Source organism: Promicromonospora sp. Populi, assembly GCF_041081105.1.
Lineage (GTDB): Bacteria > Actinomycetota > Actinomycetes > Actinomycetales > Cellulomonadaceae > Promicromonospora.
Map to the genome: position 1 here is coordinate 1,044,726 of NZ_CP163528.1, position 21,746 is coordinate 1,066,471.

The following is a 21,746-nucleotide window of genomic DNA, read 5'->3' on the forward strand; positions in this document are numbered from 1 at the left end:
GTCACTCCGAGCTCGCTCCGCGCTCGCTTCCCGCTCGCGACAAGCCTGCTCAGGGCACCTCACGCAGAACCTCACCAAGAAACTCTGAGCGAAACGCCGCGCAATCCTGGGCATAGAGCCCCCACATCGGTACGTTTCCCCCATGAGCAGTGACAGCGACGCGCCTCAGTCCGAGGGCGGCGAGAAGACTGAGCGGATGGACCGCCTACGGGCTCTGCTGACCAAGCCCATCAAGATCCCGGAGTCCGCCTCGGCCGACACCGAGGACGCCGACTACGCCGCACCCGTGGCGGACGCCGCGGCGCCCAAGGGGGCCAGGACATCGATGACAGCGCCACCGAAGGGCACCAAGGTGCCGGTCGAGACCCCGCCGGCGGTCAAGGCCGCGGCCGAGGCGCTCGACCGCCTGACCGAGGAAGAGGGCGAGGAGAAGGACGCCGTCGCCGACGGATCCGGATCCGGCAACGGGTCGGGCAAGCGCAACAAGTCCCGGCGGACCTGGGCCGACGCCTACCTCGCCAAGCCCGACGAGCCCCTCACGCCGGAACAGGTCCGCGCCGAGCTGACCGTCGCGCTCAAGGAGCAGGGTGCGGAGGTCCGCGAGCTCCTGGCGAAGCAGGGCACCGCCCACGAGAAGGCCTTCGAGGCGGCGCGGGAGACGGCCGAGGCCGAGCTGACCGCCCGGTTCGACCTCAGGCTCGACGAGCTGGCCGGCTCGGTCGAGGTGGTCTCGGTGACCGCCCGCGACGAGGCGACGCGGCTGCAGGGGCGGATCGACGAGCTCTCCGCGACCAGCGAGGCGCTGCGCACCGACCTCGACGCGGTCCGCGCAGTCGCCTCCGCGGCCCAAGCCGCGGCGGACTCGGCCACGACAGCCGCATCAGCGGCACGCGAGGCCACCGACGCCGCGACGAAGAAGGCGGCCACCGCGACCACCTTTGCCTGGGTCGGCATCGCGCTGGCCCTGGTGGCCGCCGTGCTCGCGGTAGTGGTCTAGCTCAGCGCGGATCGTCAAGGTCGGCACCGGCGCGCAGCACGAAGCGCCGGTGCCGCCGCTGACCGGAACGGTGCCGGCCGTCCCCCTCGTAGTGCACGGGCCGTTCCCCGACCGGCGGGTACGTGACCCGGGGACCGGTAAACAGCTCGTCGAGCAGTGCCGCGAACGCCGCCTCGACCGGCGGCCCCGCCACCCGCACGCTCGGCCGGCCGAACGCCTGACCTTCCGTTGATTCGTACATGTGTTCGATCTTACCCGTCGCTCGCACTGGAGTCCACCGAATGCGCTGGCCACTGCCGGACCGCCGCCGTTACCGTCGCCGGATGATTCTCAGCCACGACACGACGGGGTCCGGCCCTGCCGTGCTGCTCCTGCACGCGGGCGTCGCCGACTCCCGGATGTGGGGCCCCCAGCGCGCTCCCCTGGCCCGGCAGCGCCGCGTGATCCGGTGCGACCTGCGTGGTTACGGCGACACCCCGCTGACCAGCGAGCCCTTCGACAACGCGAGCGACGTGAAGACCCTGCTCGGCTCGCTGGGCGAGCGCCCGGTGGCGGTCGTCGGGTCGTCCGCCGGCGGGAACGTGGCGCTCCAGGTGGCCTCCGCGTGGCCGGACCTCGTCTCGCACCTCGTGCTGCTGAACTCCGCCTTCGCCCTGCCCGCCACCCGGTCCCTGCAACGGTTCGCCCGGCGCGAGGACGCGCTGCTGGAGGCCGGCGACGTCGAGGGCGCCACGGAGCTCAATGTCGCCACCTGGCTCGGGCCCGACGCCGACGCCGATGCCCGCGAGCTGGTGCGCACCATGCAGCGCCACGCGTTCCAGGTCCAGCTCGGCGCCGGCGAGGACGTCAACCAGGAGGCCGGCCCGGCGATCGACCTCGCGGCGATCAGCGCCCACACCCTGATCGTCTCCGGCGGCCAGGACCTCGACCACTTCCGCGCCGTCGCGAACCACCTGGCCGGGCGCATCCCCGGCGCCAAGCACACGCAGCTCGGCTGGGCCGGCCACCTGCCCAACCTGGAGCGCCCCGACGAGGTCACGGCGCTCATCACCGAGTTCCTGGCCGAGTACCCGGCCTGAGGCTTTCCGGCCCGCGCTACCCGGCGCCAGCTACCGGGCCCCGACCGCCAGCGCGGCCGCCAGGTAACCGCGCGTCACCCGGTCCTGGACCCGGTGGGCCACCCGCGGCAGGATCCGTGAGCCCCAGAAGTCGTGCCGGGCCACCGCGTGGATCTCGAAGACGAGACCCGACGGGACGCCGTCGTCACGCAGCACGCGGAACGCTTCCACCCCCGTCTCCGGGTGGTGCGGCAGGGTGGCGTAGGTGAAGCCGATCTCGTCGGGCTCCCGGACGACGTCGACCACGCGACAGGGGGCGGTGAACCAGAGCGGGCCCACCCGCACACCCTGCACGACCGTCGTACCGATCTCCGCCGGGCCGCTCGGCGCGATGACCAGGCCGGCGCCGCGATGGATGCCCCAGCCGAACAGCGCGTCCGCGGTGGCCGTGAGCGACGCGCCCTGGTCGAGCACGACCCGCTCCCGCAGCACCCGGGCGCCCGGCGGCGGGGCGTCCAGCCAGCCGAGGTCCGCCGTCGGGCAAGCAGGGACTGAACGTTCAAGAACCTGCGCAAGATCCGGCCTGGTCAGCTGCACAGAAGGAACCGTACCCGCCCGAGCCAGCCAGTTGAGTGCTGGCTGTCCGCCCTCCCGAGAGGGCGGATAACCACTATTCAACGAGCCGGGCGGTGTTGTTCGAAGCGGACCGGAAGTGCTCGCGGGGCCGACGACCACAGCGTCCCCGTAGCGCTCAGCGCCTCGGGCGAGACGGTCAGCGTGACACCGCCGAGGCGACGCAGCGCCTCGGCGACCGCAACCTGCGCGATCACCGTCGCCGGACGGCGCGCCGGGCAGGCGTGCGGGCCCGCGCCCCAGGTGAGGTAGGACAGGTTGGCCGGCTCCAGCCAGATGTCGTCGCCCGCGGCCCGCGACTCGGCGCTCGCCCCCAGGATCCCGGGCACGACGGCGTCGCCCGCCCAGATCTTGCGGCCGCCGAGCGTGGTGTCGGCCACCACGAACCGAGGCGCGGCGTTCGTCGCGGGCGGCGTCGAGCCGAGCACGGCGGCGAGGGTGTCGGGCGCCGACAGCAGGCCACCGGACCGGCCGTCGAACCGCGGGTCGGTGAGCCGCAGGCGCAGCGCCTGGGTGATCCACGCGACCTCGTACTGGCTGCCCAGGATGAGCGTCGCGGAGACCGCGCTCTGCACGTCCAGGTCGGTCGGCTCGCTCGGGTGGCGCAGGAGTGCCGAGGTCAGGTCGTCCGACGGCGCCGCGCGGCAGCTCGCGACCAGGTCCGCGATGAGAGCCCGCTGGGCGTCGAGGGACTCCCCGCCCGCCGCCCCCTTGGCCTCGAAGACCCGGCGCGAGTGGCTCAGCATGGCGCGCGCCTGGTCGGCGTCGAGCCCGAACATCGTGGACATCACGAGCAGCGGGACCGCCCGCGCGTAGTCGGCGACGAGGTCGGCCTCGCCCTCGGCCAGCACGCGGTCCAGCGCGAGGCCGCACCAGCGCTCCACGACGGCCGCGAGCCGGTGCTCGTCGACGCTCTCGAACGCGTCGTCGAGGAGGCGGCGCAGGTGGCGGTGCCGCACCCCGTCCACGTAGTAGATGCCGTCACGCGGGGCGAGGACCCCGCCGACGCCGCTGCCCGGACCGACCGTGCCGTCCGCAAACAGGTTCCAGCCGCGCGAGTCGCGCGAGTACAGGCCCTCGTTGCGCAGCACCGTGACCACCTCGCGGTGCCCCAGCGCGAGCCAGGCCGGCACCCCGGGCTCCAGGAGCACCGGTGCCACGTTGCCCCACCGGGCGCGCAGCCGCTCGTACACCTGAGCGGGATCCGCACTTGTGGTGGTCTCCATCAGCGGCGTCAGGTCGTCGTGGGCGACCAGGTCTTCCAGGCGCTCCGACTGTGTCGTCGTCGTGGCTGTCATGACTCCCCGGTTCCGGGCGCGACTTTGCGCGCACCCTGTACTTTTACCCGGAATGTACCTCATGTCCGAAGCGCAGTCATGGGCCGGACTTGTCATGGGCCGGATTCCTCGGGCGCTCGCAGCGCCGGATATCCTCGGGCCATGCCGCGGACCATCGCCGTCGTCGGGGGAGGCGCCGCCGGCGTCATCCTGGCGGCCCACCTGCTGCGCGCCGCAGCCGTCTCCCGGCCCGTACGAGTGCTGCTCGTCGACCCGGCCGAGACGCCCGGCCGCGGGCTGCCCTACCGGACCACCGACCCGCGGCACACGCTCAACGCCGTGGTCGCCCGGCTCAGCGCCTTCGACGACGATCCCGGGCACCTCCTGCGCTGGTGCGGGCCGGCCAGGGTCCCCGCCGGTCCGGGGACGTTCCTGCAGCGTGCCGACTTCGGGCGGTACCTCACCGAGCTGCTGCCGTCGATCGACGTGCCGGAGGGCTCTGCGCTGCGGCACGTGCGCGGCTCGGTGGTCGATATCGACGACCGCGACGGAGAACACGGGCCCGTCGCCCTCACGCTGGCCGACGGCGGCATCCTGCGGGCCGACTCCGCCGTGCTGGCGCTCGGCACTCCCCCGCCGGTACGGCTGCCCGAGTACGAACCGTGGGGCGACCGTTACGTCGCCGACGCATGGTCGGCCGACCTCGACGCCCGCGCGGCGGGCGCCCGTCGGGTCCTGGTCGTGGGCACGGGTCTGACGACGCTCGACGTCGTCACCCACCTGCACCCCCTGCTGCCCGGCGCACGGTTCACGGCGGTCTCCCGTGGCGGCACCCTGCCCGCCGCGCACGCGGCCGACCCGCTGCCGCCCGCGATCGACGTCGACCTGTGTGGTGCCGTCGGCGCGGCCGGTACTCCAACCGTGCTCGACACGGCGCTCGACACGGTGCGCCAGCGCGTCGCGGCCGAGCGTGCAGCGGGCCGGGACTGGCGGGCAGTGATCGACGCGGTCCGGCCGCAGGTCAATCCGGCCTGGGCGCGGCTGAGCCCCGAGGACCGGGTGACGTTCCAGCGCGAGCACGCCCGCTCCTGGGAGAACGTGCGGCACCGCATGTCGCACGCCATGCGCACCCACGTGGACCGCCTGGTCGCCGACGGTGTGCTCACCGTCGGCACGGTCGCCGAGGTGCGCGGCGGGGACCGCTGGGACACCTCCGCGTTCGACCTCGTGGTGGGCGCCACCGGGCTCCCGCCCCTGACGTCGCCGGGCTGGAACCCGCTGGTGGACGCCCTCCTCGCGCGCGGCGCGCTGCGCCCGCACCCGCTCGGCACGGGTCTCGACCTCACGCCCGACGCCGCCCTGGTCGACGCCGCCGGCACCGGCCACCCGCGGCTGCGCGCCATGGGCCTGGCCCGGCGCGGGCTGGAGTGGGAGTGCACGTCGGTCCCGGACCTGCGCCGTCAGGCCGCACTGCTCGCGGAAGATCTCCTCGCGGACGACCTCCTCACGAACGTCCAGCCCGCGGACGTCCCGCTCGGCGCACACTCCGCCTGAACGGACAAATCGTCACCCGCGTGCCATGCGCGCGTTGCCCGGCGGCCATGCCCCCGGTGAAGTCTTCCTTCGACATCGCTACCTGTGTCACCACCTGTATCGCTACCTGTCGGAACGAACGGGACGAGGGAAGACATGCGTGGAACAACACGACCACTGAAGCTGGCCATCGGTACGACCGCGGCGGCGGTCGCCCTGGGCATAGCTGCGGCGGGCCCGACGGCGGCGGCCCCCGAGCTGGCCGTGAGCAACGCCGACCTGGCCCAGCGCTGGGCGCCCATCCACTACCAGGACGTGGACCAGACCGGCACCAACGCCCTGGGCGGCCGCTCGGACTACATCGCCGCGTACGACTTCGACGGCGATCTGAACGCCCGCAACAACTGGGACAACACCGGCAGCTACTCGCTCGCGGCCACCGCGTACTACTCGGTGCAGGAGACAGCGACCCACTGGTTCGTCACCTACATGTTCTTCCACCCGCGGGACTGGTCGGACTCGATCTTCGACACGGAGCACGAGAACGACGGCGAAGGGGTCATGGTCGCCGTCCAGAAGAACGGCTCGACGTACGGCGTGCTGCGCGGCGCCGTCACCGTGGCGCACACCAACTTCTACTCGTACACGCCGTCGGGCAGCACGTGGGGCGCCGGCGCCGAGACCATCGACGGCACCCTGCAGCTCGCGACCAACCCGCACGACGGCCTCACCCACCCTGTCACCGCCCAGGAGGCCAAGGGCCACGGCCTCAAGGCGCGCCCGGGCTACGACATCGTGGGCGACGGTGTCATCTACTACCCGGCCGGCCGCGCCGAGGTGCCGGAGCACCCGGACGACCGGAACGTGGCCTACCGCCTGGTGGACGTCCAGGCGTCCGGCGGGCTCTGGGCGCAGCGCGCCAACACCCAGCTCTTCGCGAGCGCCGGCACCTTCGCCGGCGACGGCTCGGGCAGCTGCGGCGACGGCGGCATCTCCTGCACCACGAACTCCGCGAACGCCCCGTGGGGCTGGGACGACGGCGACGACCTCCCGGGCCGCGGTGCGCTGGCCACCGACCCGGCGGGCCTGGCGGCCAACTACTTCCGCATCCCGGAGCCCCTGGACCGGACCTACGTGAACAACCCGTACTGACGACATGCGGTGACAGCACGCACTGACTCTCAGCCTGAGGTTGAGACCTGGGTGAGGTTCAACCTCAGGTTGAGGGTCAGGGTCTGGCGTCAGACCAGGCGGGCGCTCACCACGAGCTGCTGCCCGATCTCCAGGCGCACGTCCGCCACCCGGACGCCGTCCGGCAGCCTCTCGGCCAGGTCGATGTCGCGGCTCGTCGCGGCCTCGACCTGGCTGCGCACCGTCCCGAGGAGCGCCGCCACCAGCGGGTTGCCGCTGGAGAGCTGCACGTCGCGCACCGTGAGCACCAGGTTCTCGTCGATGCTGGCCGAGGCCGTCGCCTGCACCCGGGCCGAGAGGAACAGGCCCTTCTTGATCGCGGCGTCGGCCCGGAGCGTGGCCGCGCGCGGCCCCTGCGACTCGATGTCGAGGTCCAGCCCGGTCAGGGTGATGCCCTGCTGCAGCAGGACGACGGCCAGCACGCCGCGGGCTGTCGCGACCAGGCCGGCCTTGTCCACGGCGACCCGCGCGTGCCCCGAGACGGGCGTGTCGGCGGTCGGCTCCACCGGCTGGACTCCGGTACGGCCATCCGCACCCTCCACCCAGTCGAACCGCAGGCCTTCGAGCTCCGCGGTGATGTCGACGGGCAGGTCCACCGCGACGATCGGGTGTGCGTCCACGCGCAGTCGGCGCAGCGTCCCGGGCTCGTGCCGGACGACCTCGGGCTGCCACCGCCCGGCGTCGGGCCCGGTCCCGGACGCCGGACTCCCCGACCCGCCGTCGAGCCGCACGGCGACGCCCGACAGGTCGATGTCCGCGGACACCACGTCGGCGCCGTCGAGCACCGCCTCGATCCGGGCATGGCCGAGCCCGACGACCTGGCCGCCGAGCTCGGCCGCGAGCGCATCGCGGATCCGGGCGGCCAGGTCGGCGCCGTCGACGGGCCGGGGCGTGGCCCCGAGCGGGATCGGTGCGGGCGTGCGGCTGGCGGGGATCGTGTCGGGGCGCGGAGCGGCGTCGGTCATAACCGCGAGACTAGCTGCGACCACCCGTAGACGATGGTCATCGCGCCGGTCACGCCGACGGCGGTGTTGCGGCCTCGTCGTCGTCGCCGAGCGCGTTGAGCGTCTCGTCGAGCCTCGCCATGACCACCTCGGGGTCGACCCCGACGCTCTGTGACAGGGTCCGGATCGTGGCGAGCATGGCCCGTTCCCGCGCCGCCGACGCGGCCTCGTGGTTGCGTTGGGCTGCGCGCCGGGCGGCCTCGTCGGCCTCCAGCCGGTCCACCTTCGTGATGAGCTGCTCCGTGCGGGTCGCGGTCTCGCCGGTGTTCACAAGAATGATCCGCTGCTGCTCGTCGGTCAGTGCCATGAGGAAGTCCTCCAAGTCGATCCGGATGTCGTCGAGGCGCGCGTACAGGTTCTGGCCGGGGCATGCGGTCTCGGAGACGTTGCGGTGCCCCCGCAGGGGCGCGCCCTGGGTCCACCAGCGCTGCCTGCCCACGTGGTAGATGGCGTTCGCGGTCGAGATCTGGGCTTCGGTGGGATTGTTGGTCTCGTAGTTTCCCGCGAAGCAGATCGACCGCGCGGTGCTGTTGCGCCCGCCGGTGTGGGTGCCTCGGCGGTTCCAGCTCACGCCCTGGTAGGCCCGCCCGGACGGGAAGACGACCACGTTGTAGGAGATCCCGGTGCCGAACCGGGACTGTCCGACGCTCTCCAGCGCCCGCATCTGCTCCGCCTCGGCGGCGATGCTCGCGGAGGGCGAGAGCTGCGCCGTGACGGAGTGGTGCACGAAGACCTCGGCCGCCAGACCGGTTAGCGTCAGGTCGCCGTCCTGGTACCGGGCGCCCCAGGAGGCGCGCGTCGCGATGTTTACCGCGGCGAGCGGCGCGGGCTCCACCGTCGGTTCGGGCACGGCCTGCGGGTTGGCGGGGGGCACGTCGTCCGGACCGAGCACCTCCAGCACGGTGCCGTCGTCGCCCCTCATCTCGTATACCTCAGCCACCGCGCCCCCCAGGTTACGGATATGTCCCACATGTCTACCATCGAGCGGGTGGCGAGGCGACCCCTGCCGGGCGCCTGTGACCGCCGGATCGTGCCCGTCCCGCGCCTCGACGGGCCCCGCGCGCTTGTACTGTGGCACGCGTGATCAGCATCGACGCCGACTCCCCCGTCCCGCCGTTCGAGCAGGTGCGCACCACGCTCGCCCAGCAGATGGCGGACCGCACGCTGCCCGTCGGCACCCGCCTGCCGACAGTGCGCGCGCTCGCGGCAGAGCTCGGCATCGCGGTCAACACAGTGGCCCGCGCCTACCGGGAGCTGGAGGCGGCGGGGCTCGTGGAGACCCGCGGCCGGGCCGGCACCTTTGTCAGCGCCGCCGGCAACCAGCGCCTTTCCCTGGCGCAGGAGGCCGCGGCGCAGTACGCGGAGACCACCCGCGCGCTCGGCCTCGGCCGGGCCGAGGCGCTGGAGATAGTCTCCGCGGCGCTGCGGTAGCGCCCGCCGGCACAGCTGTAGCGCCCTACGGCACAGCGGTCGCGCCCTACGGGCAAAGCCCGGGCTAGCCGAGCACCCGGACGGGGCTGCCCGCCGCCCAGGCCGCGATGTCCTCGACCGCCTGCGGGTAGAACGTGGCGTAGGTGTCCTCGGTGACGTACCCCAGGTGCGGCGTCAGCACGGTGCGTGGGGCCGAGCGCAGCGGATGGTCCGCGGGCAGCGGCTCGACGTCGTACACGTCCAGGCCGGCGCCGCCGATGCGGCCCGCGTGCAGGGCCTCCAGCAGTGCGCCGGTGTCCACGAGCGGTCCGCGCGAGGTGTTGATCAGGAGCGCGGTGGGCTTCATGCGCGCCAGGTCGTCCCGGCCGACGATGCCGGCGCTGCGCGCGCTCAGCTTGTAGTGCACCGTCACGACGTCGGACGTGGCGAACAGCTCGTCCTTGCTCACCGCGCGCACGCCCGCCTCGGCGGCCGCGGCCGGGTCGAGGTTGGTGCTCCAGGCGACGGCGTCCATCCCGAACGCCGCGCCGACCCGGGCGACCTGGGTACCCAGCCGCCCCAGACCCACCACGCCGAGCCTGCGCCCGGCCAGGTCCATGCCGATCGTGTGCTGCCAGCCGCCCGCGCGCAGGCGCGCGTCCTCCTGCGGAACGTGCCGCGCCACGGCAAGGATCAGCGCCCAGGTCAGCTCTGGCGTTGCCGACGACGGCGACTCCGTCCCGCACACCACCACCCCCCGGGCGCGTGCCGCCGCCAGGTCGATCGACGCGTTCGCCCGCCCGGTCGTCACCAGCAGCTTCAGGTCGGGCAGGAGGTCGAGCACCTCGGCGGTGAACGGCGTCCGCTCCCGCATGGCGACGACGACGTCGACGCCGGCGAGGGCCCTCGCGAGCCCGGCCGGGTCGGCGTGGTGCTCGGGATGGAACTGGACGTCGGCCTGGAGGCTCGCCCAGTCGGCGAAACGGTGGGCGGCCTGCTGGTAGTCGTCGAGGACGGCGATGCGCATGCGCCTGAGCCTAGGTGCGCCGGTCCGGCGGATGCGCTTTGCGGGTGCGACCGGTGTCGATCTTTCGGCGTCTCGTTCGTCGTCCTGACAGGGGGCGACCGATGAGCTTGGGCACGGTCGGTCGTCAGTACTCACGGGAACCACGTCGAACGTCGAATCGAACGAGGAGAGCGCCATGACAGCGACGCACGAGAGCCACACCCACCAGGACGGCACGGCGGCAGTCCCGCCCGTCGTCGACCGGGCCGCCTGGCAGACCGCCCGCGACGAGCTGCTGCTGCGCGAGAAGGCGCACACCCACGAGGGTGACGCGATCGCTGCGGCGCGACGCCGGCTGCCGATGACGGAGGTCGACGGGACCGTCGCCGTCGTCGGGCAGAACGGGCCGACTATGCTGCTGGACCTGTTCGAGGGGCGTGAGGAGCTGATCGTCTACAAGCACATGTGGCACCTGGGCGAGCCGTTCGAGAACCAGTGCGAAGGCTGCACCCTGACCTACTGGGCGGTGCAGGACCCGGCGTACCTGACGGCGCGCGGGGTGTCGTTCGCCGTGTTCGCGAAGGCGCCGCACGTGGAGCTCGCGCCGTTCGTCGAGTTCATGGGGTACCCGCAGCACTGGTACTCCGTGTTCGACATCGAGGAGCCGATCGTGGGCGGTGACACGTTCGAGGACTTCGGCTACTGGACGGTCTTCCTGCGTGCAGGTGACCGCGTGTTCCTCACCTACCGGAACACCGGCCGGGGCAGCGAGGTGACGATGCCGGCGCTCGCGCTGCTCGACATGACCCCGCGCGGGCGCATCGAGGCCTGGCAGGACTCCCCCGAGGGCTGGCCGGAGGGTCGGTCGGCGGGCTGGTTCTGGCGGTCCGACGAGGACGGCGCCGGGAGCGGCGGGGACGCCCAGGTCGAAGGGCGGCCCGCCATCCAGTGGTCCCGCCCGGGCGCGACGCCGGTGGCGGCGGGCAGGCACCGCCACAACCACTGAGTCGGCCTGGCGCTGGTCAGCTCTGGGTCTGCCGGCGGCTGCTCGTCCCGAGGCTCGCGCGGACCGCCGGGTGCAGCATCACCGCGACGCCGACCAGCACGAACAGGACGTGCAGCGCACGGATCACCGGGAAGGCCGGGGAGACGTCGCCCTCGAAGGCGGTGAACCAGGAGGCGCCGTCGGCGAGCGCGGCGGCCATGGGCAGCACCATCGAGGCCAGGCCCACCACACCGAGCCCGAGCAGGAGCGCCCACCACGCCCAGCGCCGGCCCCGGGCGAGGAACCAGGCGCAGGTCAGTGCGGCGGCGAAGATCAGGCCGCGCAGCGTGACCTGCGTGACGAGAGCGTCGGTGACCCCTTCCTGGGCGACGATGGTGCTGATCGCGACGACGGCCTCGGCGACCCCCGCCAGGACGGCGAGCGCAAAGGAGCCGGCCGCTACCGTCCGGAGCGGCTGGGCCGTGAGCGACGTCGGTCGCGGTGGCTGGGTCGTGGGCGGGGTGTCGAGCATGGTTTTGGTCATGCCTCGATCCTGGTCCGACGGCGATCGGTCAACCAACCGGCTGTCCTCCGTCCCGCACGGTGGGTAATCCCCACCTCCCGGCTGCTGTCGCCGTCGGCTACACCGCGCTCTTTGGTACGGGGAGGGTGCGCACCGCCGGGGCGATCACCGCCGCCATGCGCTCGTAGCCCGCCGGGCCGGGGTGCAGGCCGTCCTCCAGCAGGTGCGTCTGCTCCGGCCCGAGCACCGACCGCCCGTCAAGCAGGTGCAGGTCCGGGTCGCCGTGCGCGGCGAGCAGCCCGACGGCGGCGGCCACCTGGTCGCGCACCTGCGCCAGGGTCAGGCCCGCGCTGCCCACCGTGGCCTCCCGGCGGGGCGAGGCCACGGGCGAGATCACCAGCACCGGTACACCCGGGTGCCCGTCCCGGACGGTGCTCAGGAACCCGAGCAGCGCGGGCAGCAGCGAGCGCGCGCTGAACGTGCCCGCGCCGTAGACGTTGATGCCGAGACAGGCCACGACGACGTCGGCGGGCAGGTCCCGGACCACTCGCGCGACCATCGGGTCGAGGTGTGCCTCGCCCGCGAAGCCGAGGCACGTCAGGTCCAGGCCGAGCTCGCGCGCCACCAGCGCGGGCCAGGTGCGCGCCGGGGAGGCGGCCTGGCGGCACTGCGTCAGCGAGCTGCCGTACACCACGAACCGGGGGCGCCGGCCCGGCCCACCCGGCGCCGTCGGCCCTACCGTCGGCCCTGCCGACGGCCCAGCCCAGACGCGCGCCCCGTCCTCGACGGCCACGCTCACCAGGGCGAACGTCCCGAACTGCGGCAGCCACAGCTCCACCCGCTTGTCCCCCGGCGGCAGGTCCAGCACAAAGCTCCCGTCCGGGCCGACCGGTGCGGACGCGACAACCGCGCCGTCCACCACTGCGTCGAGCGGCACCTCGATGCCCTCGACCACGGCGCGTCCGGTGAGCACCCGCGTGTCGGTGCCGAGCACCACCCGCACCCCGGCCGGCATCGCGGCGCGGAGGCGCAGGACTCCGCCCGGGAAGAGCTCTATCCGGTCGTGCGGCAGCCGCCACGCCTGCGACCCGCCCGGCGTGTGCTCTACGGAGACGGCGCCCTCCCAGGTCAGGACGTCGTCGTCCGCCAGGATCTCGCGCATCGCACCCTCGTTCCCTCAGGCCCGGACAGCCGGCAGCTCCATCGACCGCTCCATCAGCAGGGTGAAACGCGAGACAAATGTCCATAAGTCCCTTGACGCCCTGCATGACGGTCAATAGCGTGATCGTCGCACGGCCCTTATACGTATTAGAGATTCTGCCGCCGACGGCGTCGGGGAATCGAGAGACTGCGATGAGCCAACGACGGCGACCCACCCAGGTGGACATCGCGCGCGCCGCGGGTGTCTCGCAGGCGACCGTCTCGCTGGTGATCAGCGGCGGCCAGGCCAGCAGCCAGATCGCGGAGCAGACCCGCAGGTCGGTGCTCGACGCCGCCGCGGAGCTCGGCTACACCGTCAACACCGCAGCGCGCAGCCTCAAGGGCGGCCGCAACCGCATGCTCGGCCTCTACACGTTCGAGCCGGTCTTCCCGGTCGACCAGCGCGACTTCTACTTCCCGTTCCTGCTCGGCGTCGAGGAGGCCACCGCCGAGTTCGGGTACGACCTGCTGCTGTTCAGCTCCGTCAGCTCGGGCGAGCGCCGCATCTACTCGGACGGCATCAACCGCCTCAAGGTCGCCGACGGCTGTGTGCTGCTGGGCCGGCACATCGACCGCGCGGACCTCGCGGACCTGGTCCGCGAGGACTTCCCGTTCGTCTTTGTCGGACGGCGAGAGCTGCCGGGCGTGGAGCTCTCCTACGTCGCCCCGGACTACGTGGGCGCGACGCGCGACATGGTGCGCCGGCTGACCGACGTCGGGCACCGCCGCCTCGCCTACCTGCGGCCCGCGGACCACCAGGAGCCCACGCGCGACCGCGAGGCCGGGTTCCGCGAGGGGCTGGCGGACGCCGGCCTGCCCGACCAGCCGATCCACGAGATCCCCGACGACGACGTCGACGCCCGCCTGGCCGCCCTGCTCGATCAGTGGCTGGCCGACGGCGTCACCGCGCTCCTGGTCGAGCCGAGCGAGGACGACCAGGCGATAGTGGCCCTCGAGCGGGTCGCCGCCTCGGCCGGGGTGCGCATCCCCGAGGACCTCTCGGTCGCCCTGCTCGGGGACCCGGCCCGCAGCGGCACCGGCAGCACGGGTGGTCCCGGCACCGCGAGCGCCCGCGACTGGACCCGCTTCACGCTGCCCCGCGAGGACATGGGCCGCGCGGCCGTCGGCCTCCTGCTCGAGCTCATGGCCGCCGACGACTCGGGTTCCGACGTCGGCCCGCGCCAGCTCTCCGTCGCGTGCACGCCGGTCGACGGCGACTCCGTCGGGAGGCCACGCTGATGCTCTCCTTCCTGCTGCGCCGGGTAGCGATCGGGCTGTTCACGATCTGGGGCGTGCTCACCGCGGTCTTCCTGATCGTGCGCCTCGCGCCGGGCGACCAGGCCACCGTCACCCTCGGGCCCGACGCCACGCCCGAGCAGCTCGCCGAGCTGCGGCGAACTCTGGGGCTGGACCAGCCGGTGCTCGTCCAGTACCTGTCGTTCCTGGGGGACGCGGCCCGGGGCGACTTCGGCGAGTCCTACCGGTACGGCCGCCCTGCCATGGACGCGGTGCTCGAACGGTTCCCCGCCACCGTCACGCTCACGCTGGCGGCCACCGTGATCGCGATAGTCGTGGGGATCGTGCTCGGCGTGGTGGCCGGGCACCGGCCCGGCAGCCTGGTCGACCGCACGACGTCGGCGGCCACGCTGGGGTTGCAGGCGCTGCCGCCGTTCTGGGTGGGCATCATGCTCATCCTGGTTCTCGCGCTGTGGCTGCGCCTCCTGCCGAGCGCCGGCGGCGGGGACCTGGAGCACCTGATCCTGCCCGCGGTCACACTGTCCATCCCGTTCACCGCGCTGGTCGGCCGGATCACGCGCAGCGGCGTCGCCGAGACCATGTCCGAGGCGTTCGTGCGCACCGCGCGGTCCAAGGGCCTGACCGAGCGCGAGGTCCTGACCGGGCACGTGCTGAAGAACTCGCTGGTCCCGGTCGTCACGGTCGTCGGGCTCCAGATCGGCACGCTGCTCGGCGGCGCCGTCGTCATCGAGACGGTGTTTGCCTGGCCCGGGCTCGGCAACCTGCTGGTCGGCGCGGTGGGCAACCGCGACTACGCGGTGGTGCAGGCCGCGACGGTGCTGATCGCCCTGTGCGTCATCGTGCTCAACCTGGCCGCCGACCTGGCCTACGCCCGCCTCGACCCGCGCATCCGGCTGGAGGCCCGCCGATGAGACACCTGCGCTCGCCTGCCGGCTACCTGATCTACGCGATCATCGGCGTCTATGTGCTCGCGGCCGTCGCGGGCCCGTACCTCGTGCCGTACGACCCGGTGGCCACGGTGGTCACCGAGCGGCTCCTGCCGCCCGGCTCCCCCACCGCCGCGGGCACCGCCTGGCTGGGCACCGACGGCGTCGGCCGGGACGTACTGGCGCAGGTGGTGCACGGGGCGCGCACGTCCCTGACGATCGGCGTCGTCGTGGTGCTGGTGTGCAGCCTGGTGGGCGTGGCCCTCGGCGCGGTCGCCGGCTACGCGGGCGGGTTCGCCGACGTCGCCGTGGCCCGCACCATCGACGTGCTCATGGCCTTTCCCGGCATCCTGCTCGCCATAGTCGTCGCGGGCATCCTGGACCGCGGCATCGACGTGGTGATCATCGCCCTGTCCGTCGCGGGCTGGATCGGGTTCGCCCGCCTGTCCAGGAGCGTCGCCCTGTCCGTGCGCGAACGCGACTGGGTCGATGCCGCCCGGATCATGGGCGTGCCCACGCCGGCCATCCTCGGCCGGCACGTCGTCCCGTTCCTCGCGGGGCCTGTCGTCGCCCTCGCCACGATGGAGCTCGCCTCCGTCGTCCTCTCCGAGGCGGCCTTGAGCTTCCTCGGTCTCGGCCTGCCCCCGTACGTCGTGTCCTGGGGGCAGAGCATCGCCAACGGCAAGGAGTACCTCGCCACCGCCTGGTGGATCTCGGCCTTTCCAGGCATCGCGCTCTCCGTCCTGGTCGTCTGCATCGGCCTGGTCGGGGACCGCCTCACCAAGCGCTTCGCCCAACGGTGACCGCCGCACCCGGCGCACCCACCCCGCCCCGCCTCACCCCACCCGGAAGGAAAGAGCGATGAAGCTCAGCACCCGGCGAGCGGTACCTGCCCTTGCCATCACCCTCGCCCTCCTGACCACGGCCGCCTGCGGCAGCTCCGGCACCGACGACGACGACGCCGGCGGCGGCACCCTCACCGCGGCCGGCCCCATCCCGATCGAGAACCTCGACCCGCACGGCCCGTCCAGCATGGACGCGGGCACCCAGCTCGCGGCCCGCGCCCTGTTCAGCCAGCTTGTGGTCAGCACCGGCCCGGGCGAGTTCGCCGGCGAGCTGGCCACCGAGTGGGAGCCGAACGAAGACACCAGCCAGTGGACCTTCACCCTGCGCGACGGCGTGGAGTTCTCCGACGGAGAGCCCGTCACGGCCGACACCGTCGTCGCGTCCTTCGAGCGGGTCCAGGAGCTGCAGGGACCGCTGGCCGGCAACTTCGTCGACTACACGGTCGAGGCGCCCGACGAGGCCACCGTGGTGTTCGACGCCGGCAAGCCGGACGCCTCGTTCGTCGCGAAGATCTCGTCGTTCTTCGTCACCCCCGAGGGAGTCGACGACGCGTTCTTCCAGGAGCCCGTGGGCTCCGGGCCGTTCGTCGTGGAGTCGTTCGAGCCCGGCCAGGAGCTGCGGATGACGCCGAACCCGACCTACTGGGACGGCGCGCCCGAGCTCCAGGAGCTGGTCTTCCAGTCCATCCCGGAGATCTCGGCCCGCATGACGGCGCTGCAGACCGGTGAGGTCGACGTCACCTGGGCCATGCCCGACGACCAGATCGCCGCCCTGCAGGGCGACACGTCGATCACCGTCGAGAACGTGGACAGCCCCGGTGTCATCACCATGTGGATGAACAGCTCCGAGGAGACGCTCCAGGAGGCCGCCGTGCGCCGCGCGCTGTGGCAGGCGGTCAACTTCGAGGAGATCACGGCGTCGCTGTTCCCGGAGACGGGCACCCCGGCGGACTCCGTCGTCAGCCCCGTCGTGCTGGGCTACGCACCGCAGGAGCCGGTGGCGTACGACCCGGAGGCCGCCAGGGCGGCCCTCGAAGAGGCCGGCTTCGACTTCGACACGACGCTCCGGCTCCAGTTCTCGCAGCCGCAGTTCGCGCAGTTCGCGCAGGCCGTGGCCTCCGACCTGGCCGAGATCGACGTCCAGGTCGAACCGCTGCAGAAGGAGCAGGCGGTGTTCCTGGAGGACCTGCTGGCCATGAACTGGGACATCAACCTGCAGCAGGTCGGCTCGCAGGGGTACGACGCCGCCACGAACCTGGGGCGCCTGTACCCGTGCGCCGCGGGTCGTACCGGCTACTGCAACGAGGACCTCGACACGCTGCTCGCCGACGCCGAGGCGACCAGCGACACCGCCGAGCGGGAGGACCTCTACGCGCAGGCCACGCAGATCATCTGGGACGACGCCGTGGGCATGTACCCGATGTTCGTCGGCACGCCCTACGCGTGGCGCTCGGGGGTCGAGGGCTTCGAACCCGCCTCGGACAGCACCCCGTACTTCACGCACGTGACGAACTCCGAGGACTGAGCATGCCCGAGGCGACGGGGCTCGAGGTGACCGGGCTCGAGGTGGTGCTGCCCGCGGGGGCAGTGGTCGACCGGGTCTCCTTCGCCGTGCCGGCCGGCCGCACCACCGGCCTGATCGGCGAGTCCGGCAGCGGCAAGACGATGACCGCGATGGCCGTCGTCGGGCTGCTGCCGGAGGCCGCCGTCGCCTCGGGCGAGGTGCGGTGGAAGTCCCAGGACCTGCTCGCCGCGCCCGAGAGACGGCGGCGGCAGGTGCGCGGCCGCGAGATCGGCGTCGTGTTCCAGGACCCGTCCGCCGCGCTCAACCCGATCCAGATGGTGGGCAAGCAGGTCGGTGAGATCCTGCGCCGCGACGGCCTGCCGCGCGCCGAGGTCCGCGCCCGTGTGCTGGAGCTGCTGGCGCGCGTCGGCCTGCCCGAGCCGGAGCGGCAGGCCGACGCGTACCCGCACGAGCTGTCGGGGGGCTTGCGCCAGCGCGTCATGATCGCCATCGCCCTGGCCGGGCAGCCCGAGCTGATCATCGCGGACGAGCCGACCACCGCGCTCGACGTCACCACCCAGGCGAAGATCCTGACCCTGCTCGCGGACCTGCGGGAGCGCGAGGGCCTGGCCATGATCCTGGTCAGCCACGACCTGCGGGTCATGGCGCACGTCGCCGACGAGGTGGTGGTGATGTACGCGGGCCGGGTGTGCGAGCAGGGCCCGGCGCGCGCGGTGCTGGACAGCCCGCACCACCCCTACACACGCGCACTCGCGGGCAACGTCCCGTCGGTCAGCAGCCGGACGGCGATCGCCGAGCCGCTGCCGGGCGCGCCCGCCAGCCCGTTCGCCCGGCCGTCCGGGTGCCCGTTCCACCCGCGCTGCCCGATCGCGCGAGCCCGTTGCGCCACCGAGGAACCGGCACTGCGTGAGGTAGCTCCTGGCCGGTTCAGCGCCTGCCACTACGCCGAGGAGGTCTCCTGAATGAGCGTGCTCGAGATCCGCGGCCTGCGCGTCGCCTTCACCGCGCCGCGCCGGTCGGTCCGCGAGCGCCGCACCGCTGTGCAGGCGGTCGACGGGGTAGACCTCGACGTGGGCGCGCGCCAGACCGTGGCACTGGTGGGCGAGTCGGGCTCGGGCAAGTCGACGGTCGCCCGGTGCGTGCTGGGGCTGGTGACGCCGCAGGAGGGCAGCATCACGTTCGAGGGGCGGCCGCTGGGGCCGATCCAGCGCCGGTCACCGGAGCTGCACCGGGCGGTGCAGATGGTGTTCCAGGACCCGGGGTCGTCGCTGAACCCGCGGATGACGGTGGGCGCGATCGTGCGTGAGGCGTGGCGGGTGCACCCGTCGGTGGCACCGGCCGGGGACCGGCGGGCGGCGCTGGCGCGCGTGCTGGCCGACGTCGGGCTGGACCCCGGGGTGGCCGACCGGCGGCCGTCCGCGCTGTCGGGCGGGCAGAAGCAGCGGGTGAGCATCGCGCGGGCGCTGGAGCTGAAGCCACGGCTGCTGGTGTGCGACGAGGCGGTGTCCGCCCTGGACGTGTCCGTGCAGTCGCAGATCCTGCGCCTGCTGGTGGACCTGCGGGACGAGCACGACCTGTCGGTCCTGTTCATCACGCACGACCTCGCCGTGGTGCGGCAGATCGCCGACCGGGTGGCCGTGATGCACCGCGGGGTGCTGGTCGAGGACACCTCGGCGGAGCAGCTCTTCACCGCGCCGGAGCACCCCTACACGCAGGGGCTGCTGCGGGCCGCGCTCGATCTGGAAGGGGTGGCGTGATGGGCACGCAGGAGATGGGCACGCCGGAGCTGAGCCCGCGGGAGACGAGCACTGAGGTGCTGGTCGTGGGCGGCGGCACGGGCGGGGTCGCCGCCGCGCTGGCCGCGCTGCGGCGCGGTCGCACCGTGGTGCTGACGGAGGAGACGGACTGGCTGGGCGGGCAGCTCAGCGCGCAGGGTGTGCCGCCGGACGAGCACCCGTGGATCGAGCAGTTCGGCTGCACCCGGTCGTACCGGGCGTTCCGCGAGGGCGTGCGGCAGTACTACCGCGCGTGGTACCCGCTGACGGCGGCGGCTCGCCAGGTCGTGGACCTGAACCCGGGCCTGGGGCGGGTGAGCCGGCTGTGCTACGAGCCCCGCGTCGCGGCCGCGGTGCTGGGCGCGATGGTCGCGCCGTACCTGGCCTCGGGCCGGCTGCGGGTCCTGTTCGAGCACCGCCCGGTGGCCGCGCGGTCCGAGGGCGACCGGGTGGAGGCCGTCACGCTGGCGGGCCCGGACGGCACCCTGGTGACGGTCGCCGCGCCGTACGTCCTGGACGCCACGGAGCTGGGCGACCTGCTGCCGCTGGCCGGCGTCGAGCACGTCACGGGCTTCGAGTCGTCGGCCGACACCGGGGAGCCGAGCGCGCCGGCCGTCGCACAGCCGGGCAACCAGCAGGCGTTCTCGTGGGTGTTCGCCGTCGAGCACCGCGAGGGCGAGGACCACACCGTGGACCGGCCCGAGCAGTACGAGTTCTGGCGTGACTACCGGCCCCACTTCTGGCCCGACCGCCTGCTCAGCCTCACCGCACCCGACCCGCGCACGCTGGAGCCGCTGGAGCGCACGTTCGTGCCGCACGCACCCAGCGGCCCGGTAGTGGCCGACCAGAGCCTCGACCCCGGCGACCGGGACCTGTGGCTGTTCCGGCGCGTGGTGGCCCGCGAGCAGTTCGAGGCCGGGTTCGCGGCGAGCGACGTCACGCTCGTCAACTGGCCGATGATCGACTACCTGCCCGGCCCGCTGGTCGGCCCGGCGTCCGACCCCGTGCCCGACGCCGAGCGCGACAAGCATCTCCTGGGCGCCCGGCAGCAGTCCCTGAGCATGCTCTACTGGCTGCAGACCGAGGCGCCCCGGCCCGACGGCGGCACGGGCTGGCCGGGCCTGCGACTGCGGCCGGACGTGCTGGGCACCCAGGACGGGCTGGCCAAGGCGCCGTACGTGCGCGAGTCGCGCCGCATCCGGGCCCGCACCACCGTCGTCGAGCAGGACCTGTCGATGACGGTCCGCGGCGACGCCGGGGCCGTGGCCTACCCCGACTCGGTCGGTGTGGGCATGTACCGGATCGACCTGCACCCCAGCACCGGCGGGGACAACTACCTGGACGTCCCGTCCAGCCCGTTCCAGATCCCGCTGGGCGCGCTGCTGCCCGTGCGGGTACGCAACCTCCTGGCGGCCGGCAAGAACATCGGCACCACGCACATCACCAACGGCTGCTACCGGCTGCACCCGGTCGAGTGGAACGCCGGAGAAGCTGCTGGGGCGCTCGCGGCGCACTGCCTCGCGGGCGGCGTGGAGCCCGCGCAGGTGCACGGCGACGCCAAGCTGCTGGCGGCGTTCCAGGCCGAGCTGGTCGCCGACGGGTTCGAGCTCGCCTGGCCCGAGATCAAGGGGTACTGATGCGAGCAGGGACCACGCTCCTGACGGGAGTGACCGTGCCGCTGGTCACCCCGATGGACCCCGGCGGACGCCCCTCGGCCGAGCACGCGACGCGCCTCCTGGACGCCCTGTACGCGCACGGCGCGCGCACCCTCATGCTGCTCGGCAGCAACGGCGAGGGCCCGCTGGTGCCGGCGTCCGACATCGGCTCGTTCGCCGCCGGGGTGATCGCGCGCTGGCGGGAGCTGGGCACCGGCTCTGTCACCGTCACCGTGAACGTCACCGCGGCGGGCACGCTCGACGTCCTCGACCGGGCGGACGCCGCCGCGGCGGCCGGCGCGGACGCGCTGGTGCTCAGCCCGCCGATCTACTTCCACCACCGCGCCGACGAGATCGTGTCGCACTACGCGGCCCTGGCCTACGTCGGGCTGCCCGTCGTGGCCTACAACGCGCCCCGGTACAGCAACCCGATCACGCCCGGCATCGCAGATGCGCTGGCCGACCTGGAGCACGTGGTCGGCATCAAGGACAGCTCCGGCGACCTCACCCTGCTGGAGCACCTGGTGGGGATCTCGGCGCGCCGGCCGGGCTTCGCCGTCGCGCAGGGCGCCGAGACGCAGCTCGCCGCCGCCCTGGACCTCGGCGCGCACGGCATCGTGCCCGGCGTCGGCAACATCGCGCCCGGGCTGGCGCTCGCGCTGGTGGCCGCGCACCGCGCGGGCGACACCGCCGAGGTGGTCCGCCTGCAGCAGGTGCTGACCGACCTGACGGGCCTGCACCGGGTGCGCCCGGGAACGCCGTCGATCAAGGCGGTGCTCGCCCGGCGCGGGCTGTGCCCGCCGCACGTCGCGCCGCCCCTGCTCGCCTGCGACCCCGCCGAGCAGGAGGCGCTGCGCGCCTTCGTCGTGCCGTTCGAGGAGCACCTCGTCGCAAGGCTCCCCAGTCCGAACCTCTGAGGTTCCACCGGCTCCCCCGTAAGGCTCAA

At 73.2% G+C, this 21,746-nt stretch carries 22 protein-coding genes; 14 read left to right on the forward strand and 8 right to left on the reverse strand.

Annotation, left to right across the window (positions count from 1 at the left end; genetic code table 11):
• The first annotated feature begins 142 nt into the window (after window positions 1-142).
• On the forward strand, window positions 143-997 hold the full coding sequence (locus AB1046_RS04710) for a hypothetical protein (protein WP_369372837.1): 855 nt from the start codon (window positions 143-145) through the stop codon (window positions 995-997).
• 1 nt (window position 998) lies between these two features.
• Here the strand turns inward: AB1046_RS04710 and AB1046_RS04715 are convergent, their stop codons facing one another.
• The gene (locus AB1046_RS04715) at window positions 999-1,238 is read right to left on the reverse strand and encodes a hypothetical protein (RefSeq protein WP_369372839.1); all 240 of its coding nucleotides are present in this window, start codon (window positions 1,236-1,238) and stop codon (window positions 999-1,001) included.
• Between the two features lie 82 nt (window positions 1,239-1,320).
• On the opposite strand from AB1046_RS04715, the gene AB1046_RS04720 reads away from it, so the two are divergent.
• On the forward strand, window positions 1,321-2,076 hold the full coding sequence (locus AB1046_RS04720; protein WP_369372841.1) for an alpha/beta fold hydrolase: 756 nt from the start codon (window positions 1,321-1,323) through the stop codon (window positions 2,074-2,076).
• A 30-nt stretch (window positions 2,077-2,106) separates the two neighbouring features.
• On the opposite strand, the gene AB1046_RS04725 is transcribed toward AB1046_RS04720, so the two are convergent.
• Together AB1046_RS04725 and AB1046_RS04730 are read right to left on the reverse strand one after the other, a co-directional pair.
• On the reverse strand, window positions 2,107-2,652 hold the full coding sequence (locus AB1046_RS04725; RefSeq protein WP_369372843.1) for a DUF1990 family protein: 546 nt from the start codon (window positions 2,650-2,652) through the stop codon (window positions 2,107-2,109).
• A 77-nt stretch (window positions 2,653-2,729) separates the two neighbouring features.
• Window positions 2,730-3,986: a hypothetical protein gene (locus AB1046_RS04730; protein ID WP_369372845.1), complete on the reverse strand. Its 1,257-nt coding sequence runs from the start codon at window positions 3,984-3,986 to the stop codon at window positions 2,730-2,732.
• 141 nt (window positions 3,987-4,127) lie between these two features.
• On the opposite strand from AB1046_RS04730, the gene AB1046_RS04735 reads away from it, so the two are divergent.
• Together AB1046_RS04735 and AB1046_RS04740 are read left to right on the forward strand one after the other, a co-directional pair.
• A complete protein-coding gene (locus tag AB1046_RS04735; protein WP_369372847.1) occupies window positions 4,128-5,519 on the forward strand; it encodes an FAD/NAD(P)-binding protein in 1,392 nt (463 codons plus the stop codon).
• Window positions 5,520-5,654: 135 nt separating this feature from the next.
• Window positions 5,655-6,650, forward strand: coding sequence for a hypothetical protein (locus AB1046_RS04740; protein ID WP_369372849.1), 996 nt, complete (start codon window positions 5,655-5,657; stop codon window positions 6,648-6,650).
• An 89-nt stretch (window positions 6,651-6,739) separates the two neighbouring features.
• Here the strand turns inward: AB1046_RS04740 and AB1046_RS04745 are convergent, their stop codons facing one another.
• Complete coding sequence (locus tag AB1046_RS04745) at window positions 6,740-7,654, reverse strand: hypothetical protein (RefSeq protein WP_369372851.1); 915 nt, start codon at window positions 7,652-7,654, stop codon at window positions 6,740-6,742.
• Window positions 7,655-7,703: 49 nt separating this feature from the next.
• Complete coding sequence (locus AB1046_RS04750) at window positions 7,704-8,615, reverse strand: peptidoglycan recognition family protein (protein WP_369372853.1); 912 nt, start codon at window positions 8,613-8,615, stop codon at window positions 7,704-7,706.
• A 158-nt stretch (window positions 8,616-8,773) separates the two neighbouring features.
• Between AB1046_RS04750 and AB1046_RS04755 the strand changes: the two genes are divergently transcribed.
• The gene (locus AB1046_RS04755) at window positions 8,774-9,124 is read left to right on the forward strand and encodes a GntR family transcriptional regulator (RefSeq protein WP_369372855.1); all 351 of its coding nucleotides are present in this window, start codon (window positions 8,774-8,776) and stop codon (window positions 9,122-9,124) included.
• A 64-nt stretch (window positions 9,125-9,188) separates the two neighbouring features.
• Here the strand turns inward: AB1046_RS04755 and AB1046_RS04760 are convergent, their stop codons facing one another.
• Window positions 9,189-10,130, reverse strand: coding sequence for a D-2-hydroxyacid dehydrogenase family protein (locus AB1046_RS04760; protein ID WP_369372857.1), 942 nt, complete (start codon window positions 10,128-10,130; stop codon window positions 9,189-9,191).
• A 175-nt stretch (window positions 10,131-10,305) separates the two neighbouring features.
• Here AB1046_RS04760 and AB1046_RS04765 point away from each other — a divergent pair, with 175 nt between their 5' ends.
• Window positions 10,306-11,115: a DUF899 family protein gene (locus AB1046_RS04765; protein WP_369372859.1), complete on the forward strand. Its 810-nt coding sequence runs from the start codon at window positions 10,306-10,308 to the stop codon at window positions 11,113-11,115.
• A 16-nt stretch (window positions 11,116-11,131) separates the two neighbouring features.
• On the opposite strand, the gene AB1046_RS04770 is transcribed toward AB1046_RS04765, so the two are convergent.
• The gene (locus AB1046_RS04770; RefSeq protein WP_369372861.1) at window positions 11,132-11,638 is read right to left on the reverse strand and encodes a hypothetical protein; all 507 of its coding nucleotides are present in this window, start codon (window positions 11,636-11,638) and stop codon (window positions 11,132-11,134) included.
• Between the two features lie 97 nt (window positions 11,639-11,735).
• Window positions 11,736-12,779 carry an SGNH/GDSL hydrolase family protein gene (locus AB1046_RS04775; RefSeq protein ID WP_369372863.1) on the reverse strand — a complete coding sequence of 348 codons (1,044 nt, stop codon included), beginning with the start codon at window positions 12,777-12,779 and terminating at the stop codon, window positions 11,736-11,738.
• A gap of 191 nt (window positions 12,780-12,970) precedes the next feature.
• Here AB1046_RS04775 and AB1046_RS04780 point away from each other — a divergent pair, with 191 nt between their 5' ends.
• From AB1046_RS04780 to AB1046_RS04815, 8 genes are read left to right on the forward strand one after another with little or no spacing between them, the layout of a single operon-like run.
• On the forward strand, window positions 12,971-14,056 hold the full coding sequence (locus tag AB1046_RS04780; protein ID WP_369372865.1) for a LacI family DNA-binding transcriptional regulator: 1,086 nt from the start codon (window positions 12,971-12,973) through the stop codon (window positions 14,054-14,056).
• Complete coding sequence (locus AB1046_RS04785; RefSeq protein ID WP_369372867.1) at window positions 14,056-14,985, forward strand: ABC transporter permease; 930 nt, start codon at window positions 14,056-14,058, stop codon at window positions 14,983-14,985. The genes AB1046_RS04780 and AB1046_RS04785 overlap by 1 nt, the downstream gene beginning before the upstream one ends.
• On the forward strand, window positions 14,982-15,803 hold the full coding sequence (locus AB1046_RS04790) for an ABC transporter permease (protein WP_369372869.1): 822 nt from the start codon (window positions 14,982-14,984) through the stop codon (window positions 15,801-15,803). Before AB1046_RS04785 ends, AB1046_RS04790 begins: the two co-directional genes overlap by 4 nt.
• Window positions 15,804-15,861: 58 nt before the next feature.
• A complete protein-coding gene (locus tag AB1046_RS04795; protein WP_369372871.1) occupies window positions 15,862-17,370 on the forward strand; it encodes an ABC transporter substrate-binding protein in 1,509 nt (502 codons plus the stop codon).
• Between the two features lie 2 nt (window positions 17,371-17,372).
• Window positions 17,373-18,332: an ABC transporter ATP-binding protein gene (locus AB1046_RS04800; RefSeq protein ID WP_369372873.1), complete on the forward strand. Its 960-nt coding sequence runs from the start codon at window positions 17,373-17,375 to the stop codon at window positions 18,330-18,332.
• The gene (locus AB1046_RS04805) at window positions 18,333-19,127 is read left to right on the forward strand and encodes an ATP-binding cassette domain-containing protein (RefSeq protein WP_369372875.1); all 795 of its coding nucleotides are present in this window, start codon (window positions 18,333-18,335) and stop codon (window positions 19,125-19,127) included.
• Complete coding sequence (locus tag AB1046_RS04810) at window positions 19,127-20,782, forward strand: FAD-dependent oxidoreductase (RefSeq protein WP_369372877.1); 1,656 nt, start codon at window positions 19,127-19,129, stop codon at window positions 20,780-20,782. Before AB1046_RS04805 ends, AB1046_RS04810 begins: the two co-directional genes overlap by 1 nt.
• A complete protein-coding gene (locus AB1046_RS04815; protein ID WP_369372879.1) occupies window positions 20,782-21,717 on the forward strand; it encodes a dihydrodipicolinate synthase family protein in 936 nt (311 codons plus the stop codon). Before AB1046_RS04810 ends, AB1046_RS04815 begins: the two co-directional genes overlap by 1 nt.
• Window positions 21,718-21,746 lie beyond the last annotated feature (29 nt).

Coding starts and splice junctions, on each gene's coding strand:
- AB1046_RS04785 (WP_369372867.1), top strand. CDS start 14,056: ATGCTCTCCTTCCTGCTGCGCCGGGTAGCGATCGGGCTGTTCACGATC.
- AB1046_RS04770 (WP_369372861.1), bottom strand. CDS start 11,638: ATGACCAAAACCATGCTCGACACCCCGCCCACGACCCAGCCACCGCGA.
- AB1046_RS04745 (WP_369372851.1), bottom strand. CDS start 7,654: ATGACCGACGCCGCTCCGCGCCCCGACACGATCCCCGCCAGCCGCACG.
- AB1046_RS04740 (WP_369372849.1), top strand. CDS start 5,655: ATGCGTGGAACAACACGACCACTGAAGCTGGCCATCGGTACGACCGCG.
- AB1046_RS04750 (WP_369372853.1), bottom strand. CDS start 8,615: ATGAGGGGCGACGACGGCACCGTGCTGGAGGTGCTCGGTCCGGACGAC.
- AB1046_RS04715 (WP_369372839.1), bottom strand. CDS start 1,238: ATGTACGAATCAACGGAAGGTCAGGCGTTCGGCCGGCCGAGCGTGCGG.
- AB1046_RS04775 (WP_369372863.1), bottom strand. CDS start 12,779: ATGCGCGAGATCCTGGCGGACGACGACGTCCTGACCTGGGAGGGCGCC.
- AB1046_RS04795 (WP_369372871.1), top strand. CDS start 15,862: ATGAAGCTCAGCACCCGGCGAGCGGTACCTGCCCTTGCCATCACCCTC.
- AB1046_RS04815 (WP_369372879.1), top strand. CDS start 20,782: ATGCGAGCAGGGACCACGCTCCTGACGGGAGTGACCGTGCCGCTGGTC.
- AB1046_RS04735 (WP_369372847.1), top strand. CDS start 4,128: ATGCCGCGGACCATCGCCGTCGTCGGGGGAGGCGCCGCCGGCGTCATC.
- AB1046_RS04800 (WP_369372873.1), top strand. CDS start 17,373: ATGCCCGAGGCGACGGGGCTCGAGGTGACCGGGCTCGAGGTGGTGCTG.
- AB1046_RS04810 (WP_369372877.1), top strand. CDS start 19,127: ATGGGCACGCAGGAGATGGGCACGCCGGAGCTGAGCCCGCGGGAGACG.
- AB1046_RS04805 (WP_369372875.1), top strand. CDS start 18,333: ATGAGCGTGCTCGAGATCCGCGGCCTGCGCGTCGCCTTCACCGCGCCG.
- AB1046_RS04780 (WP_369372865.1), top strand. CDS start 12,971: ATGAGCCAACGACGGCGACCCACCCAGGTGGACATCGCGCGCGCCGCG.
- AB1046_RS04710 (WP_369372837.1), top strand. CDS start 143: ATGAGCAGTGACAGCGACGCGCCTCAGTCCGAGGGCGGCGAGAAGACT.
- AB1046_RS04790 (WP_369372869.1), top strand. CDS start 14,982: ATGAGACACCTGCGCTCGCCTGCCGGCTACCTGATCTACGCGATCATC.
- AB1046_RS04760 (WP_369372857.1), bottom strand. CDS start 10,130: ATGCGCATCGCCGTCCTCGACGACTACCAGCAGGCCGCCCACCGTTTC.
- AB1046_RS04720 (WP_369372841.1), top strand. CDS start 1,321: ATGATTCTCAGCCACGACACGACGGGGTCCGGCCCTGCCGTGCTGCTC.
- AB1046_RS04730 (WP_369372845.1), bottom strand. CDS start 3,986: ATGACAGCCACGACGACGACACAGTCGGAGCGCCTGGAAGACCTGGTC.
- AB1046_RS04765 (WP_369372859.1), top strand. CDS start 10,306: ATGACAGCGACGCACGAGAGCCACACCCACCAGGACGGCACGGCGGCA.